At 66.9% G+C, this 16,660-nt stretch carries 13 protein-coding genes and 3 pseudogenes; 5 read left to right on the top strand and 11 right to left on the bottom strand.

What is annotated here, in order from left to right:
* Positions 1–891: 891 nt before the first annotated feature.
* Complete coding sequence (locus AC3IYI_RS12245) at positions 892–1,320, top strand: winged helix-turn-helix domain-containing protein (RefSeq protein ID WP_489410206.1); 429 nt, start codon at positions 892–894, stop codon at positions 1,318–1,320.
* On the opposite strand, the gene AC3IYI_RS12240 is transcribed toward AC3IYI_RS12245, so the two are convergent.
* The 4 genes and pseudogenes from AC3IYI_RS12240 to AC3IYI_RS12225 form a co-directional block, all read right to left on the bottom strand.
* Positions 1,317–2,261 carry an NAD-dependent epimerase/dehydratase family protein gene (locus AC3IYI_RS12240; protein ID WP_489410205.1) on the bottom strand — a complete coding sequence of 315 codons (945 nt, stop codon included), beginning with the start codon at positions 2,259–2,261 and terminating at the stop codon, positions 1,317–1,319. The genes AC3IYI_RS12245 and AC3IYI_RS12240 overlap by 4 nt on opposite strands.
* A gap of 11 nt (positions 2,262–2,272) precedes the next feature.
* Positions 2,273–3,562, bottom strand: a complete 1,290-nt coding sequence (locus AC3IYI_RS12235; protein ID WP_489410204.1) for a helix-turn-helix domain-containing protein — start codon at positions 3,560–3,562, stop codon at positions 2,273–2,275.
* 6 nt (positions 3,563–3,568) lie between these two features.
* A pseudogene (locus AC3IYI_RS12230) lies at positions 3,569–3,688 on the bottom strand (helix-turn-helix transcriptional regulator); the annotation flags it as partial.
* 111 nt (positions 3,689–3,799) lie between these two features.
* Positions 3,800–4,342 (bottom strand): annotated as a pseudogene (locus tag AC3IYI_RS12225) (transposase); the annotation flags it as partial.
* A 634-nt stretch (positions 4,343–4,976) separates the two neighbouring features.
* Between AC3IYI_RS12225 and AC3IYI_RS12220 the strand changes: the two are divergent.
* The gene (locus tag AC3IYI_RS12220; RefSeq protein ID WP_489410203.1) at positions 4,977–7,352 is read left to right on the top strand and encodes a P-loop ATPase, Sll1717 family; all 2,376 of its coding nucleotides are present in this window, start codon (positions 4,977–4,979) and stop codon (positions 7,350–7,352) included.
* 46 nt (positions 7,353–7,398) lie between these two features.
* Positions 7,399–7,929, top strand: coding sequence for a RipA family octameric membrane protein (locus AC3IYI_RS12215; protein WP_489410202.1), 531 nt, complete (start codon positions 7,399–7,401; stop codon positions 7,927–7,929).
* A gap of 586 nt (positions 7,930–8,515) precedes the next feature.
* Here the strand turns inward: AC3IYI_RS12215 and AC3IYI_RS12210 are convergent.
* Positions 8,516–8,757 (bottom strand): annotated as a pseudogene (locus AC3IYI_RS12210) (tyrosine-type recombinase/integrase); the annotation flags it as partial.
* Positions 8,758–9,529: 772 nt separating this feature from the next.
* On the opposite strand from AC3IYI_RS12210, the gene AC3IYI_RS12205 reads away from it, so the two are divergent.
* A complete protein-coding gene (locus AC3IYI_RS12205) occupies positions 9,530–9,760 on the top strand; it encodes a DUF2277 family protein (RefSeq protein ID WP_489410201.1) in 231 nt (76 codons plus the stop codon).
* A 31-nt stretch (positions 9,761–9,791) separates the two neighbouring features.
* On the opposite strand, the gene AC3IYI_RS12200 is transcribed toward AC3IYI_RS12205, so the two are convergent.
* The 5 genes from AC3IYI_RS12200 to AC3IYI_RS12180 form a co-directional block, all read right to left on the bottom strand.
* Positions 9,792–10,001 (bottom strand): universal stress protein, encoded by a 210-nt coding sequence (locus AC3IYI_RS12200; RefSeq protein WP_489410200.1) that lies wholly within the window; start codon positions 9,999–10,001, stop codon positions 9,792–9,794.
* 451 nt (positions 10,002–10,452) lie between these two features.
* Entirely contained in the window at positions 10,453–10,968 is a 516-nt protein-coding gene (locus AC3IYI_RS12195) for a hypothetical protein (RefSeq protein ID WP_489410199.1), read from the bottom strand.
* 884 nt (positions 10,969–11,852) lie between these two features.
* On the bottom strand, positions 11,853–12,479 hold the full coding sequence (locus AC3IYI_RS12190) for a DedA family protein (RefSeq protein WP_489410198.1): 627 nt from the start codon (positions 12,477–12,479) through the stop codon (positions 11,853–11,855).
* A gap of 158 nt (positions 12,480–12,637) precedes the next feature.
* A complete protein-coding gene (locus tag AC3IYI_RS12185) occupies positions 12,638–14,290 on the bottom strand; it encodes an alkaline phosphatase D family protein (protein ID WP_489410197.1) in 1,653 nt (550 codons plus the stop codon).
* A 160-nt stretch (positions 14,291–14,450) separates the two neighbouring features.
* The gene (locus AC3IYI_RS12180; RefSeq protein ID WP_489410196.1) at positions 14,451–15,116 is read right to left on the bottom strand and encodes an HNH endonuclease family protein; all 666 of its coding nucleotides are present in this window, start codon (positions 15,114–15,116) and stop codon (positions 14,451–14,453) included.
* Between the two features lie 296 nt (positions 15,117–15,412).
* Here AC3IYI_RS12180 and AC3IYI_RS12175 point away from each other — a divergent pair, with 296 nt between their 5' ends.
* Positions 15,413–16,327, top strand: a complete 915-nt coding sequence (locus AC3IYI_RS12175; protein ID WP_489408433.1) for an IS982 family transposase — start codon at positions 15,413–15,415, stop codon at positions 16,325–16,327.
* A gap of 146 nt (positions 16,328–16,473) precedes the next feature.
* Here the strand turns inward: AC3IYI_RS12175 and AC3IYI_RS12170 are convergent, their stop codons facing one another.
* A complete protein-coding gene (locus tag AC3IYI_RS12170; RefSeq protein WP_489410195.1) occupies positions 16,474–16,635 on the bottom strand; it encodes a hypothetical protein in 162 nt (53 codons plus the stop codon).
* Between the last annotated feature and the right edge of the window lie 25 nt (positions 16,636–16,660).

The raw sequence follows: 16,660 nt of genomic DNA, 5'->3' as shown, positions 1-16,660 counted from the left end.
CACCCCGCCCGTACGACACCCCAGAAGGGAGCCGGACGGGCGGAGGAGGCAGACGGCCGCCGCACCATCAGTGCGGCGGAGGGTCGAACGACGCGAGGGGCGCTCCTGCCCGCACCGGTCCAGTGCGGGCGGGGCCCAGGGTCTTAGCGGATCACTGCTGCCTCCGTGGAGGATGCGGGTGAGGGAAGGCTTCGCCACCGCCGTTGCCGCAGCGGAGGGCCCGAGCCTTGATCGGTGCGTCATCGTCACTGCTCTGACGCCAGCAGGCCGCCTGCGCGAATCGGTGCAGGGTGGCGTGCCGCCGACGACATCACCCGGTCGTCGCGGGGGCGGTCTCACTCTTGCCGCCACGTGCGTTGGGGCCACGCTGTACCTCCCCACACCCAAGTCCGGGTGGCGCCTGCCAGGCGCATAGGGGGAGCCGGTGTCCATCACGGCGGTTTGCCCCCGGACCCTCGCCCTAGGCACCTACCGCGACCGCCGACTCGCGTCAGCCCCGCACGATCACTCTTCAGTTCTCAAGATGAAGCCGGTGACTCTTCCGACGAGCGCGGTAACCCCGAAGGGCTCCCGTAAGAACGGGACACGCCGGACGCCAAGAGGTACTGCGGGCACTCGGAGCAGCCCAAAGAAGGCCCCTCATGAGTTGGTTGTCAGCGACTGAGCCGCCGTTTCCGGTGGCCTCGTTGCTTGTGGCAAGCCTGTCCGGGCAGAGCTCCGGAATCGAATGACGGCTTGTCATATGAGGCCTGCCGCTCGCTCGCTGCCCTCCGAACAACATGGTGCACCTAGTGCACCATGTTGGCAAGTGGCTCGACCGAGGTCTGGAGGGAATGGATCCAGGGAGACTGGTGTACTAGGTGCAACACCTGCGAGCGGAGGAGCACCCCGATGACCGAGTTTCGAGGGCAGCCGGCATACCTTCAGCTGGCCGACGACCTGCGGGAACGCATCCGAAGCGGCGACCTGCCCGACGGTTCCGCGCTGCCTTCGGCGCAGGACCTGATCAGCAGCTCCGGTGCATCAAGCACCGTGGTGAAGAATGCCGTGTCCCTGCTGCGAGCGGAGGGGTACGTAGTCGGGCACCAGGGCAAGGGGGTCTTCGCCCAGTTTCCGCCGCGGCTCTCGGATCACTCGCGCGGCGCCGCAGATTGGGCCTTGCCGCTTCTGCAAGCAGGCGTGGAGGTTGAAGCAGCTCTGCGCGAGGCGTTGAGCAAGGTCGGAACCGGCGCAGCGAGCAGCGAAGCGGCCCTTGAGCGCTGGCATGTGGCGTTCGCCAACCTGCCGGAGAGAGTCAAGGACCGCTTGGGGAAGTCTTAGCGGCTGCCGTCGGACACGGCCGACCATGCGTCGCCGATCAGCTGCTTAAGGCTGGACCGCTCGGGCTTCCAACCGAGATCAGTTGTGATCCGGGAGATGTCGGCCACCAGCCGCGGTGGTTCGGGCTGAGGTGCGCGGTGCACTACAGGCACATCCCTGCCGGATACCCGCTCCACCGTGGCGACGATCTCCCCCATGCTGGCTGCTGTGGCACCGACGTTGTAGATCCGGTAGGCGGCCGAGACATCAGCCTCAAGGGCCAATACATAGGCCCGCGCTAGGTCATCTACGTGCACGAAGTCCCGGACTGCGTCCCCGTCGCCGTTCATTTCTAGGTGCGGGTAGCGGCCGGCAGCCACGGCGACCGCCTTCGGAATGATGCGGCTCTCATCCGTGTCCCCTACGCCGCTGACGGCGCCCGAGATGTTGAAGCACCTCAGGCTCACGGCCTTGACCCCTCCGGCCTCTGCTCGGGCCCGGAGGGCTTCGTCTGCGGCCAGCTTCGACGTCCCGTAGGGATTGCTCGGAGCGGGCACGGTGTCCTCGCCGATGGGCTGCTGCTCGGGCGCTCCGTAGACGGCCGCAGTCGAGCCAAGGATGACCGTAGGGGTTTCCGATCCTGCCGAGGTAGCAGACAGCGCATCGAGCAGTGCCACCGTGCCGCCAGCGTTGACGGCCTGGTACTCCGCCGGTCGCTCGAAGGACTCGCGGACTCGGGTCAGAGCTGCGAGGTGGCAGACGCCCTGGACACCGTCGAGAGCTGCCCTCAGGGCCGCCTCGTCCCGGATGTCGCCGTGGAAGACCTGGGAAACCGGCAGCTCCGGACGGGGGCTACCGGCCGGCCGATGCGTGAGCGCCACAGGTTCGTGGCCTGCCTCGGCGAGCCGTCGTACAACCGCGTTGCCCACGAATCCGTAGGCGCCGGTAACAAGTACGCGCACTGATCTGCCTCTCATCCCAAAATGAGCCCGCGGTGCTGCCACGCCAGGTCTAGGCACGCGGCGGCAGCGGACGCCAGGGGTTCGTTGTCCAGTAGACGTCGGATGTTGGCCTCGGTGAACTCGACCCCGGCACTCCTGTCGCCAGGCCGTCCAGCGATGACCGTGCCCTCGGAATTCCGGGACACCATGCTGGAGAAGACGGAGTCGTACACGTCGGAGTCGATGACCACCACGCTGAGGATCTCGCCGGCCAGCGTGAGCGGGTCTAGACCGATCCCGAAGCAGTACGGGCGCACCTTGCCCTCACGACGGGCATGGTTGAGGGTCCGGAACGGTTCGGTGGAGTCGTAGTCGATCGGCTCGCCGCTGCTGCCGTCGGCCTCGGGGTCCCCGAGGAACTCCTCCGCGTACTCCCGGAGCACGTTGCGCCAGAGGTTGAAGTCGTTTGACTGGTCCCAGGGCATGACGGACGAAGGCTGGAAGACCCCGGCTGGCATGACGTGGTAGTTCCCGCCGGCCAACGCGACGTTGCTCGCGGAACGGTGGTGGAGCGGGAACGAAGCACCTTCCGGGCCGAGCCGAATGGTCAGGGTGTCGATGGACGGCAGCAACGCCCTGTGGCCGAGGTCGAAGGGATCTCCGACCAAGCTCCGGAAGGGAAGTTCCGCCCAGCTCGGATCGCTGATCCATCCCGGATCACTGCCGGTCTTCAGCCAGGCGCTCGCTAGCTCGTGCGCCACGCCTTCGCAGACGTCAGCCATGTCGAAGTAGGTCGTGTAGCCGAAGGACAGCTTCGGCTGGCCCTCAGCCTGAGCAACATCGAGCAGGCGGAAACTCGGTCGATTGACGAACAGGGACGGGCGGTCGATCATCCGGATCGCCTGGGTGTAGCGATCGAACTTGGTGCCTTGAGGGGCGAGAGGTCGGACGCCCTCAGATTCCTTCTCCTGCCCAGTGATTTCCGGTGGGCTGGTCTGGGTGAGCCAGGCCAGCTCGATGTCTGCGAAGTCGACCGGTGCGGGCCACATCCAAGATTCGCGGGTGAGCACCGGACTGTTGCCAGCGCGGGAGAGGTCCGGGTACAGCCGGGCTGCAGCCTTCGTGAGATCCGCCCGGTGGCGATTGAGCTCGCGGCGGGTCATGCGCCAGCGCCGTTGGTCGTCCACCGCGGCGAGTGGCCCCTCCCTGGTGGGGTCGCCGGCCGGGACCGCGACCGCGACTACAGCCTCCGCCGACGGGAGTAAGCCGAGCTCATCCTCCGGGAGCGCCAGCGCACGGGCTAGCCTGCGGAGCTCGTCCATGTCTCGGATGCTGCGCTTGCCGCGTTCGAGCAGCGAGACGTAGGACTGGTCGTAGCCGAGCAGGTCGGCAAGATCCTGCTGCTTGAGCTTGTGGAGTGCCCGGTAGGCCTTGAGGACGTCGGCCAGGTTCGAGCCGTCGGGAGGGGCCGCCCGTTCTGTATCGCTGGCGAGCCAGTGGGGCGACGAGTCGGCTGCCGCGGTGCGTACGGGGCTGCCTGAGACCGCGTTTGAGATCTGTCAGCGGATGCGTTGCAGTGGTCGTCGTCCGGTCCGGACGACGGGCCTGCCGCGTGTGAGCCGTCGCAGTATGACGTCGGTCATGGCCCAGCGGATCATGGTTTCGGAGTGGGCCGGGCTGCGTTCGTAGTCGCAGGCCAGGCGCCGGCGCATGGTGATCCAGCTGAACGTACGCTCTACCGCCCACCGCTTGGGCTGGACCTGGAAGCCGCGCTGTCCGGGCTGTTTACGGACGATCTCCACGGTGCGGCCGAGGATCTCCTGGGCCCAGACCACGAGGCGGCCGGCGAATCCCTGGTCTGCCCAGATCAGCCGTACCGTCGGGTGGTCCAGGCGGGTCCACAGCAATGGCCGCTTGGCGCCGTCCCGGTCCTGGACACTCGCTGCAACGACGTGCACGGCCAGCAGCAGGCCGAGGGTGTCGGTGACGATGAACCGCTTGCGGCCCTTGGTCTTCTTGCCCGCGTCGTAACCGCTGGTCTCCTTCGGCACGGTGTCGGCGGCCCGCACGGACTGCGAGTCGATCAGAGCGGCCGACGGTTCTGAGGAGGCTGGATGGCTAGACGCCGACCACCGCAGCCCAGGGACAATCGAGGGCGGTACACGAAGACCGGCATACCCCTTTGGTTCGGTGTCGCCGCGGTCGTGCTGCTCGTCGTCTCCTATGTCCGCTAGTAGTTGACGGCAGTTTTTGCCGGCAACGTCACCGCACGCCGGAGAAATCCGGCAGACGGGTGGGTGGCTTCTGCGTCTAGCTGCCCCACCGGGAGCCCTGGACGTCGGGTGGGGCGGGCGAGCTGCCACTGAAGGGCGTTGACTGGATCTCGGACGAGTTGGGTCGCGCACCGAGCCCGGAGCCCATCAGCTACCCAACTCTCATCCCGTGTGCCGTCGACCCGCACCTCGTGGAACGGGTGCCGTGTCGGGCCTGCTCGGCTCTGCCGGGGTCGATGGCAGACGGCATGGGAGAAGGCGCGCAGCCCAGGCGGTAGAAATCACTTGTAGTCGCGAGATCGATACTCTCTGTAGCCAGTCATCTGTGCCCAACTTTGCCATATCGCGCGGGGCTGGTCACAGATTCCGAAAACCGCCCGAACCCTGTGTCCAGTGCGTAAAATCTGCTCACCGACGCGCAGGCTGCAACCCGCACGGAACACTGCGGGGAGACGGGGTGGGCATGAAGCACAAGGTATTCCTTGGGTACTCAAAGAACCCTCAGGAAGTTTCTCAAGAAATCCTCCATGCAGCGAGTACGATCAATAAGAGCGGGATCGCCGAAACCCAAACTTGGGAAGACACTCCAGCAACCGGTCGCTTGATTATCGAGACCGTCCTCAAAGCAATCGACGACAGCACGATCTGTCTGTTCGACGTCACCACCCTGAGTCAGAACGTGCTCTTTGAAGTCGGCTACGCATTCAGCCAGCAGAAGCATGTGGTGCTGTCATTCCGAAAGACGAAAGAATCGCTGCCCCTTTGGCGTGCCTTCGATGTATTCTCCACGATCGGCTGCATCTTCTACGAGACAGGACCTGAACTTGCTGGAAGGTTCCTGACAGGCCTCGCAGCCGCAAGTGAAAGGACGCTCTGGGACGACGTCTCCCAGACGCTAGACGCTCATGCCCCCAACACTCTCTTTTATGTTCCCACTTATCACACTTCCGAAGCAGAGCGAAATCTTCGCAGAATTATGGGCCGGGAAAAAGACCTCGGGACGAAAGTGACGACCGCAGATCCTGCAGAGCAAGGGTCTGCGCCCCTGGGCTGGTATGTGAATGCCGTCTACTCATCGACAGCCACACTGTTGCAAATGTCTGGCGAAGACCACGATCGCAACAGGCTACACAATGCGCGCACAGCGTTTATTGCAGGCTTGGCTAGAGGGCTAAATCGCCCTCTGATGATTGTTGTAGATGAAGAGTACCGTGGACCGGTCGACTACAAAGACATCCTCTATAGGTACCACAACAAGAAGAAGCTGTCGGAACATCTCAAGCTCTGGACAAAGAATGCGTTCGAGGTGTGGAATCGGGAGAATTTCACACCTGCGGCTACTAGCCCTCCGAAAGTTGCACTGACCGCCGAACTCAAGAACCTAAAGTTCGGAGAGTACGTAGCGGAAAACGAGGCAGATACACTCGACGAATACTTCGTTGAGACTGCTGAATACGAGGCCGTGCTGCGCGAAAATAGTGTGGTATTTGTCGGACGCAAGGGTATGGGTAAGTCCGCAAACATGATTCGGGCGTCACAAACACTCAGGAACGACAGGAGGAATCTCGTTTGCCTAATCCGCCCCACAAATTACGACATGGATGGCCTCGTCAGTGTATTGCAGTCACTAGGAGACGGGAACCAGGCCTTCCTTGTCGAGAGCTTTTGGAGGTTCCTGCTTTACTCTGAAATCGCCTTGTCTGCCGTTTCGGCAGCGGAGCGGTTGCCGGCGGGTATTGCTCCTGGCACCCCTATAGCAACCCTTCGTGACTACCTCAACCAAAAGGGCATCAGTGACGAGTTTTCGGTTCGCCTAGAGAAAGTGATCGAGGATTCTCGAACCGATTCCACACCTCGCGGCCAGTCGCTTCAGAAGCAGAGAGAGCGCATCACCCAGGCTTTGCATGGGGATGTCGTAGGAAACCTTAGGCGGCTTTTGGGAGAGGCCCTACGCGATCGCCATCGAGTCGCGCTGCTTGTGGACAATCTTGATAGCGCGTGGACACGGTCAGCTCAACTCCAGTCTCAAGCCTTTCTTCTTGTTGGCCTGCTAGGGACGGTAGGTCGCATCGCCGAGGATTTCCAGAAGGAGAATAATCGCCTGCGTTCCGTGAACGTGACGGTCAGTGTATTCCTCCGCTCGGACATTTACGACGAAGTCATTAAGGAGGCGCGGGAGCCCGACAAGATCAACACTAAGCGAATCGACTGGACTCAGCCAGAACTATTGAAGCGCGTGATGGAAGAGAGGTACGTGGCCTCGCGGCCGGCCGGAACGTCGCCTGATGAGCTGTGGCAGCGCTTCTTCTGTGAGGAAGTCGATGGTAGGTCAACTCTTGAACACATTCTCAGCGTGATCCTGCCGCGCCCTCGCGACCTCGTCTTCTTCTGTAAGGCTGCAGTTCTGAACGCGGCCAATGCGCGACACTCGGTGGTTGAAGAAGCTGATATTCGCGAGGCGGAAAAGAGCTACAGCAAATTTGCCCTGGATGCCCTAATAGTCGAATACGGGCCGACTATAAAGGGTCTGGTGGACGTCATCTATGAGTTCACGGGGAGCGAAAGGGTAATCCGTCGATCGTCAGTGCTTGAACTAATTGGAAGCGTCTTGGGTGACGCTGACGCAAAGGCGGTGGAAGAGTGTCTTGAAGGGCTATTGCAGATTTCATTCTTGGGTATTGAGGTGCGGGAAGAGGAGTTTGCGTACCCAGACAGAGCTGACGACCTTCGCAAGGCTAAGGTGCTCGCGCGCAATCTCTACCGCAAGACTAAGAGGGAGATGCGGTACCAGATTCACCCGGCATACCAAAACTTCCTGGATATCCTAGATGTGGAATAGCCGCCCACGGGGGATGTGGCCAACACGGCGACCTGAAAGGCATCTCATGCCGGACGAACTCGAAGAACTGCGCAATGCTGTCTGGAGCGCTGATTGGGTCGCCGAAAACCCTTCTCCGCTCCATCAGCAACAATTCCATCACTACCTGCTTGAGCAGTACAAAGTTTACGTCGAGATGGCGGATAGGGTGAGTGCTCGACGAGCTTTGACTAACTCATTCTTCCTGGCGGTAAATCTCGCCGCAATCGGCGCATTCGGCACTGTCGTAATGAGGGACTTCGCGCGACAGAGCGAAGTCGTTCCATTGATCGCCAGCCTAATCCTAATGGGTCAGTGCTTCACTTGGTTTCACACTCTCCGTTCGTACCGAATGCTAAGCAAGGCTAAATACTCGGTCATCGAAATACTTGAAGAGAAACTCCCTGCCCGAGTCTACTCCAAAGGGGAGTGGGGGGCTTATGTGAGATCAGGGAAGAAAGGGAGATATCTTCGGTTGACGACTGCAGAACAGATGATGCCTATCATCTTTGGGGCTGGTTACTTTTCGGTCCTTCTCTATTCAATCTGGTCGTGGTGACCATGATTGGATTGCATGTAAGGTCATCTCGCACCGCGGTGTGCCGCCGGTGACATTGTGAACTCTCGGGATGTCGGTCAGCTTCAATCGCTTCTTTCGGCGAGAGGCTGGTGTTTCCTGCGAAGTGGATAAGGCTTCTGGGGTGTTGGTTTCGAGTTGGCAGAAAGTATTCAGCAGAGCCTGTGGATTCTTTATGAACTGCTATCTAGAGTCGCCTTCGTCCGGCGCCGTTTCGTCGTCGTTGAGGACGCGCCAGGCGCGCCGCTGATCCTTGTACGCGCCCAGCCCGCCCAGGTCCTGGGGTCGGTCCTTGCAGGAGGCGTCCCGCCGGGGCCTTCAGGCGCTTGTCGACTGCCGTACATGGGGCCGGGGGCGTTGGCGATGCGCGTGGGTGGTCACATCCTTGACGGCAACTCTTGACGGCAACGGTTACGCACGACGGCGACACGCAAATGATCAGGATGTGAGGGTTGGAAGGTGGGAGAGCAGGTTGCCCGAGGTCATCCTCATAACTGGGGGAGCTTACAAAGCAGATGTCGGCGGTTCGAAACCGTCCGCGCCCACCAGCCAAAAGACCCCCCGCCGATCACGGCGGGGGGTCTTTTGCATCCAGATCTGACTTCAATGGGAGCGGACTGGGAGCGCCGCCCGCTTCGCGCCGTGTGCCCTGCACGACGTGCGCGTAGACGTTCATGGTGACGGCGATCTGCGACTGCCCGAGGACTCCATGACGACCCGGGGCGGAACGCCGGCAGCGGTCACCACCGTCGCCGTCCCATGCCGCGCGTCATGCAACCGAATGACCCGCAGCCCGGCGTCCGTGGCCACATGCCGAAGCCGAAGAACCCGTCACTTAGAACTCATCGAGACCGAGGTCTGACCTAAGCCTGTTTCGCAACAGGCTAAGACTGCGACTGGCTCTACGTAGATGATCCTCAAGGCCTTCGGGTAGGCGGACCGAGGTTGCTCAGCGTGCACCAGCTACGGAAGTTGAGCCAGACTCCCTTCGTGCGGGCACAGCCGCTGCCTCCTACCGTCTGGGCGCTGATTGCCCTCTGCGGTAGCCGGCCGAGCCCCTCTGAGCTCCCAGCGCGTTGCTGTGCGCCCTTCCTGCTCCTCGGAGCTTCCGGCACGGTGCAAGGGGTGCTCATGTCGGGTGAGCGGGAGGGAGCGGGGTGACGCAACCGAGGTGCGGCGCGGTGACCAAGCGCGGAGGGCGGTGCCGGAACAAGGCGATCGTCGGGAGCGGCCAGTGCGCCAAGCACCAGGGGCGCTGGACTCGACAGGGAAACGCGCAGGTAGAGGCCAAGGAAGCTCAAGCCAAGATGCGGGAGCCGCGGAAGAAGAAGTGGGCCTGGTGGTGAGCGGCCTTTGCCCTCCATGGCCGACATCGACGGAAGCCGTCGGTGACGACCGGGCCGCGTGGGAGCTCACCGGCGACGCAGAGTCGGGTTGAGCCCGGCAACTCCGAGCTGGGGTCCACCAGCGAGAAGCCCCCTGCCGTTCACGGCGGGGGGCTTTCGCGTGGGTTCGGGCTGGGGTGGTTCGGGTGGGTGTGTGGGGCGGTGACGGGGCGTTCGTGGAGCGGGATAGTGGGGGTATGTGCCGATCGATTAAGACGTTGCGTCCGCCCGCGATTCCGGAGAAGGCGACCGAGGAGGAGATCAGGGCCGCCGCCTTGCAGTACGTGCGGAAGGTGTCCGGTTTCAGGGTGCCGGCCGCGCACAACCAGGAGGTGTTCGTAGCCGCCGTCGACGCGGTCGCGGAGGCTACGAGGGAGCTGCTCGAGGGGATTCACGTCAGGGGGGCGGGGGCTGCCGTGGCCGGGTGAGGGCAGGGTGGGCGGAGGGTCGGGCGCGGGGTCAGGCGGCTGCCGGGACGGCGTTCTCTTCCAGGGGGACCACCGCGACGGGGCAGCCGGTGTGGAGCAGTACCGCGTTGGTGACGGAGCCCAGGCGGGGGGAGAGCGGGCGCTTGCGGTGGCGGCCGATGACGAGCAGGTCCGCGGCCTGGGAGACGGCCACCAGGTGACCGGCCGCGTCGCCGGGCGCCGACACCTGCTCGATCTCCACCTCCGGGAACCGGTCGGCGTACGGACGCAGGTGCGCGGCTGGGCGTCCTCGCCCAGTACGGGGTCGTCGTCAAGGCCCGGCTCGTTGAAGCCCCCGGCCAGGGCCGCGCCGATGCCGTTCATGGAGAGGCGGGCGTGCACGATGCGCAGCGTGGCTCCGGCCGTCAGGGCTTGGGAGATGGCTCATTCCAGGGCCCGGGTGCTGTTCGCGGAACCGTCGACGGCGGCGATCACGGGGCGCGGGCTCCGGCCCATGGCGGGCTCCTCGGGGGCAGCGGTGCGTGGACTGTGCCTTGGGGGAGGGGGCTCCGGGCGGGAGTGGGGAAAGTCCCGAGTGGGGCGGGACCATCGGCCACTCCCGTGGTGGGGAGGGGAGCGCGGGTTCGGGGCGGGTGGGTGTGCGGGTGCGTGGACGGGTGGGTGGGTGCGCGGGGACGTCGGGCCGGGTCGGCTCAGGAGGCGTGGCCCGTGCGGCGGCGCAGGATCCAGGCTCCGGCGCCCAGTGCACTGGCCACGAGGGCGCCGCCGATGGCGATCTGGCCCGGGCTCATGGAGCCGACGCTGCCGCCGAGCCCACCGCGGGCGGCGCCCGGGGTGATGTTCAGCGCCACGGTGACGCGTTCGCCGCCGGGGCCGCCGCACTCGAAGGTGACGGGATGTGAGCCGGCGCTGATGTTCCGGGAGGTGATGGCGGAGCCGAAGAGGTTGGTCGCCTCGGCGTTCCCGGGGGTCAGCCAGACGTCGCCGAAGGCGCGGGAGGTGGCCTTGCCGGTGCGTGTGCCGCAGCCGGTGACGTTGAGGCTGACCCGGCCCCCGGGGGCGACGTTGGTCGGGGAGACGCTCCCGGAGGGCTGGGCCTGGGCGACGGTCGGTGGAGCGGCTGCGGCGAAGGCGACGGTCGCGGCGGCGACGGCCAGCAGGCGGGGGAGGGGGCGGTACCGGCGGGGGCTGTGGGGGGTGGCGGGCATGGAGAGGACTCCTCGGGCTCCGGGAACGTCGCGGCGCGGATTCGAGTGCGCACCGTTCTCTGGACGCTAGGAGCCCGGCGCGGCCCCGGCGATCGCTGCCGGGTGAACGGGTGAGCCACTGCTCCGCCCGGGGGAGGCGGGATGGACCGGGCGGCGTGAGTGGCTTGGGTGGGGATGGGGTCCGGGTCTGGCCCCGGGCTCGGCCGCGGGCCTCCGTGCCCGGGGCGCTTTATCGGGGCAGGGGCAGGGGCAGGGGCAGGGGCGGCGGGGGCGGGAGCAGGGGGTGCAGGGGCCGAGGCGGAGCTTTGGGCGCCAGTGCCCGGGTCAGGTACCCGGAGCGGAGCGTGTGTGGGACCGGGGGCGGAGGTTGGACCACCGGGGGGCCTGAGCCAGGCGGCCGAACCGGGACAGGGTTCAGGGCCCCGCAGCCTGGGTTGGGCAATCGGAGTTGGGGCGGGGCTGGCGCCCCGAAGTCTTGGGGCGAGGCTGCTTCGGAGCCGGAGCCGGGGCCGGGGCCGGGGCCGGAGCCGGGGCCGTAGCCGGGGCCGGAGCCGTAGCCAAAGCTGGGGAGCGAGACGTAGCCGTAGCTGGGACCGAGCCCGAGCCCGACCCGGAGCCGTAGCTGGGGAGCGAGACGTAGCCGTAGCTGGGACCGAGCCCGAACCCGAGCCGTGGCTGGGGAGCGCGCCGGAGTCTGGGGCTGGCTGCCGGAGGGCCGGGTGCGCGGGTTGGGGGTCGGCTCGGGGTGTGAGGGCGTGGGCCGGAGGTGCGCGGGTTGGACCCGGGGTGTGGGGCCGGAGGGGAGTCGGTGTGCGGCCGGTGAGGGGTGTTCGAGGGAGGCGGTGCGGGTTGGTGGGGGAGGGCGGCCGGGCGTGGGTGGGGGGTTAGGTGGCGGCGGGTGGGGCGGGGCGGCGGACTACGAAGGCTGCCAGGGAGCCCGCTGCGAAGAGGGCGATCAGGGAGATCGCCGTGCCGAGCCAGGTGGTGCCCAGCCACTGGGTGCCGAAGTAGCCGAGGGCGACGCTGTAGCCGGCCCAGGCGATGGCGGCCAGGACCGACCAGGGCAGGAAGTCCCTGACCTTGCGGTGGGTCTTGCCCGCGCCGAGGGAGACCACCGAGCGGCCGGCCGGGGCGAAGCGGGCGACCACCACCAGGGCGCCGCCGCCGCGCGCGAGGGCGGTGCCGAGGCGCTCGTGGGCCCGGGTGAGCCGGCGGGAACGGGCGATGGCCCGGTCGAGACGGGCACCGCCCCGCCTGGCCAGCCGGTACGCGGCCATGTCGCCCAGTACCGAGGCGGTGACGGCCGTCACCAGCAGCGCCAGGATGTCCGGCACCTGGGACTGCACGGGCACGGGTCCCGCGGCACCGGCTGCCGCCGCGGCGGCAGCAGCAGCCGTGACCACCAGAACCCCGCTGGGCAGCACCGGCAGGAACACGTCGAGCAGGATGGACAGCGCCACGAGGGCGTAGATCCATGGGCTCGAAGTCAGCGAGCCCAGAGTCTCAAGCAAAACGGGACTCCCCAGTCCGGTTGACGTGCCTCGGCGTGAGGCGCCGCGACGTCGCGGGGAGCGGCAGGGGCGGCTGACAGCGGAACAGCGTACGCCGGGCGTCCACGGGCCGGGCGCCCGGGGCTGTGCTCCGGCGTGACGGGTCGCCCCGCCGCGCGTCAGAGGGGAGGTGTGAGGTCACGGTCCAGGACCGTCACCAAGCGGGGGCCCTTGCGTGCCTGGTCCAGGCTCAGCCGCGCGGAGCGCCCCGACAGCGCGAGCGTCATGAGCTGGTTGCCGAACCACGGGCCGCCCGTACGCCGCCAACTCAGCGGGGGCCGGCCCGTCCGGCCGTGCCGGGAGAAGCCCCGGCCCAACCAGCGGCCCGTCCGCGACCAGCCCAGCCGGAAGCCCCATTTCACGGCGGTGTGGATGGAGTTGTGGACCGGGGAACAGGTGAGCTGGAACACCTGGGCCGTGCTGGGTATTCGGGGTTCGGCCACGTACGCGTGGTGCACGTCCCCCGAGAGCACGCAGACCGTCGCCGGCGCCCGCGGGCCCGTGCCCACCTCCTCGATCAGGTCGCTGAGCATGGCGAACGAGGCCGGGAACGCCGCCCAGTGCTCAAGGTCGCTCCGCCGGCGCAGGTTCTCCCCGATACGGGCCCACCTCGGGCCCCGCTCCCCGCGGCACAGGGCGGCATTCCACACCTCCGCGTCGTGTACGAGCGGAGGCATCAGCCAGGGCAGTGACGAGCCGATGAGGAGGTGGTCGTAACCCCCGTGTCCGGCCAGGGCGTTCTCGCGGAGCCACTGCCGCTCCGCCGGGTCGAGCATGGCCCGCCCGTCCTCGGCGAGCAGCCGGGCGGCCCGGGTGTCCACCATCAGCAGCCGGGACCGGCCGAAGTCGCGGCGGTAGCTCCAGCGCACCTTGGCCGGGTCGGCGTCCGCCGAGGTGGCGAAGGCCCGTAGCGCGTCGGTGCCGTCGGGGGTGGCCCGGACCGCCTCCAACACGGGGTCGGCCGCCAGCTCGGCGGGGGAGAGGTTGCCGAGGTGCTGGTACACCCAGTACGACATCAGGCCGCTGACCACCCGCTCCTGCCACCACGGGGTGGCGCGCATCTCCGCCAGCCACGCGGCGCTGGTGTTCCAGTCGTCGATGACGTCGTGGTCGTCGAACATGTGCAGGCTCGGGACGGTGGACAGGAGCCAGCGGATCTCCGGGTCGAGCCAGGACTCGTAGTAGAGCCGGGTGTACTCCTCGAAGTCCGCGACCTGGGCGCCGGGGGCCTCGCGGAGGTCCCGCCGGGCCGCCAGCCACTGGCGGGTGGAGCGGGAGAGCTGGTCCGCGTACACCTGGTCGCCGAGGAGGAGCAGGACGTCGGGCCGCACCGCCTCCGGGTCGGCGGCGAGATCGGCGGCGAGGGTGTCGAGCGCGTCGGGGCCGTGCGGTCCGCGCCGGTCGGCCGGCGGGGCGGCCTGGCGGCAGGAGCCGAAGGTCAGGCGGAGGTCGGGAGCGGTCGTGGAGCCCGGCCTGCCCGCGGGAGGGGTGGTGATGGTGCTCGGCGGGAACTGGCTGTCGGGCAGGGGCCAGACCTTGAGTCCGTCGAGGAGGACCTCGTAGGCCGTGGTGGAGTCCGGGGTGAGGCCGGTGACGGTGATCAGGGCGTAGTGGTGGCCGGCTATCTGGAAGGTGTGGACGCTGCCGCCGGAGCCGTCGGCGCAGCGGACCTCGGCGGTGCACGGGCGGTCCGCCTCGATCCATAGCGTGGCGGAGTCGCCCGCGTCCCAGTCGACGTGGCGCAGCAGCGGTCCCAGGCGCAATGCCCCCATGCAACTCCCCCTCCTTCATCAGACGTTGCCGTTTGATCACCGTACGACGGGGAGGGGGTGGTCCACCTCCCCCTGGCGGGGGAAAGATCCTTGGCCAGGGGTGGGGTGGGGTGGAGAGCGGGTGGGTGGGGGCGAGGTGCGTGTGGGGTGCGTGTGGGTGTCAGCAGGCGTTGAGGATGTTGACCAGGGCCGTCTTCTCCGTCGAGTCCATGCTCAGGGCCCAGTACTGCTTGACCCCGACCCACATGCGCGCGTAGGTGCAGCGGTAGGCGGTGCGCGGCGGCAGCCACTTGCCCGGGTCGAGGTCGCCCTTCGACTGGTTCACGTTGTCGGTGACCGCGATGAGCTGCGGGCGGGTGAGGTCGTTGGCGAACTGCTGGCGCTTGGTGGTGGTCCAGGAGTTGGCGCCGGAACGCCAGGCCTCGGCGAGGGCGACGACGTGGTCGATGTCGAGGTCGGAGGCGGCCGTCCAGGTGGCGCCGTCGTACTCGGAGTACCAACTGCCGCTGACGGCCGCGCAGGCGGAGTCCTGGACCACGCCCGAACCGTCGCGCTTGAGGACGGTCTCGCGGGTGTTACAGGTACCGGAGACGGTGCTCCAGTGGGGGAAGAGGTCACGGCTGTAACCGGTGGTGGAGCCTTCGGTCTTCGGGGTGACGGTCGCGAGGTAGGAGCGGGCGGCCGCGGCGCTGATGGGGGTGGGAGGGGAGGCGGCGGCGGTGGGGGCGGTGAGGAGGGTGGTCAGGGAGGCCACCGCGAGTATGGAGGCGAGCGCGCCGAGTCGACGCGCGTAGACGGAGGGCGTGGAGGGGTGCTTGGAGGGCATGAGGGGCTCCTGGGTGGGGGTGGGGGATGGGGGTGGGCGGGTGGGTGCGCTGTGGGGCGTGGCCATGCTGGCCGCGCCGGGTTTCGTGGGGGTGGGCGCAAGGTGACAGTTTGAAGGCATGAGCATGTCATGGCGAGGTGGGTGACAGGCCTTGGGGTGGGGGGAGTTGGGATCCGGGGTGGGGTTGGGTGGGGGTGGGGCTAATGTCCCGGTCCCGGTCCCGGCTCTGTCCCCGGCTCTAGATGATTGATTCCAAGGGGTAGCTGAACGGACGCGAGGGTGCCCACTCTCAGTTTGTGACGACCGAGATAGACACCCTCGCAACTGCACTGTACGTGCGGGTCGATGACCTTTTGAAGGCTTCGCCGCATCTTGCTCCGTGGCGGCCGCGGGTGGGTCTGGAGCCGAAGCTCAGCGATGCGGAACTGGTCACCCTGGCGGTGATGCAGGCCCTGCTGGGCTTCGTCTCCGAGGCCCGCTGGCTGCGCCATGCCCGTGCTCACCTGCGGCATCTCTTCCCGTACCTGCCGCAGCAGCCGGGCTGGAACAAGCGGCTGCGGCGGGCGTCGGGCCTGGTCAGGCAGGTCCTGCGTGAGCTGGCCACCGACACCGCCCTGTGGGGCGATGACGTGTGGATCGTGGACTCCACACCGGTGGAGTGCGGACGCTCCCGCGAGACCGCGAAACGCTCTGACCTGGCCGGATGGGCCGAGTACGGCTACTGCGCCAGCCACTCACGGTTCTTCTGGGGCCTGCGCCTGCACCTGGTCTGCACTCTGCACGGCCTGCCCATTGCCTTCGCGCTGACCGGAGCCAAAGCCGTCGAACGCGAAGTGCTGCTGGACATCTTCCAGGTAGAACCGGGACTGCTCGCCAACCGGCCACCACCGACGCTGCTGGCGGACAGGAACTACTACGGCCGTGCCTTCGAGAGGGACCTCGCCGACCTGGGGGTCCGGCTGCTGCGGCCGGCCCGCAAGGGTGAACCCGAGCGGGCCGGAGCCGAACTGTTCAAGCCACTGCGCCAGCTGATCGAGTCGGTCAACCAGACCCTCAAGGGACAACTCGACCTCGAACGGCACGGCGGCCGCACACCCGCCGGGGTCACCGTGCGCGTCCTACAGCGACTCCTCGCCCTGACCGCCGCGATATGGCACAACCACAAGACCGGTGGACCGGTCATCCGATCACTGACCGTCTACGACCACTGAAGCCTTGGAATCAATCATCTAGTTCGAGTTCGGCCCCGGCTCTCGCCCCGGGCCCGTTTCGGCGGCGGGACCGGCCGTCGTGGTGGCGGCGGGCATGGCAACGGCGCCGCGCCCGGTCGTTCCGGGGGCGGCGCCGTGGTCTGGAATCAGAGCCTGGTGGGGAATGGGTTGTTGTGGACCGAGTTGGAGTTGTAGGTGGTCCGGTCCTTGCGCAGTTGCTCGGTGCGCTCCAGCTCGATCAGGCGTCCCTCCGCCGGCTCCGGGCGGCGGCGCTTTTCCCGGCGCAGCGATGTGGCGACGGTGTACATACAGCCCCACGGTCCCCACCAGGGG

It is taken from the genome of Streptomyces sp. GL_148, assembly GCF_057834205.1.
The sequence above is the reverse complement of the archived record's forward strand: the minus strand, read 5'-3'. Positions and strand labels throughout refer to the sequence as shown.

Coding starts and splice junctions, on each gene's coding strand:
- AC3IYI_RS12245 (WP_489410206.1), top strand. CDS start 892: ATGACCGAGTTTCGAGGGCAGCCGGCATACCTTCAGCTGGCCGACGAC.
- AC3IYI_RS12235 (WP_489410204.1), bottom strand. CDS start 3,562: ATGGACGAGCTCCGCAGGCTAGCCCGTGCGCTGGCGCTCCCGGAGGAT.
- AC3IYI_RS12220 (WP_489410203.1), top strand. CDS start 4,977: ATGAAGCACAAGGTATTCCTTGGGTACTCAAAGAACCCTCAGGAAGTT.
- AC3IYI_RS12215 (WP_489410202.1), top strand. CDS start 7,399: ATGCCGGACGAACTCGAAGAACTGCGCAATGCTGTCTGGAGCGCTGAT.
- AC3IYI_RS12205 (WP_489410201.1), top strand. CDS start 9,530: ATGTGCCGATCGATTAAGACGTTGCGTCCGCCCGCGATTCCGGAGAAG.
- AC3IYI_RS12195 (WP_489410199.1), bottom strand. CDS start 10,968: ATGCCCGCCACCCCCCACAGCCCCCGCCGGTACCGCCCCCTCCCCCGC.
- AC3IYI_RS12185 (WP_489410197.1), bottom strand. CDS start 14,290: ATGGGGGCATTGCGCCTGGGACCGCTGCTGCGCCACGTCGACTGGGAC.
- AC3IYI_RS12180 (WP_489410196.1), bottom strand. CDS start 15,116: ATGCCCTCCAAGCACCCCTCCACGCCCTCCGTCTACGCGCGTCGACTC.
- AC3IYI_RS12170 (WP_489410195.1), bottom strand. CDS start 16,635: ATGTACACCGTCGCCACATCGCTGCGCCGGGAAAAGCGCCGCCGCCCG.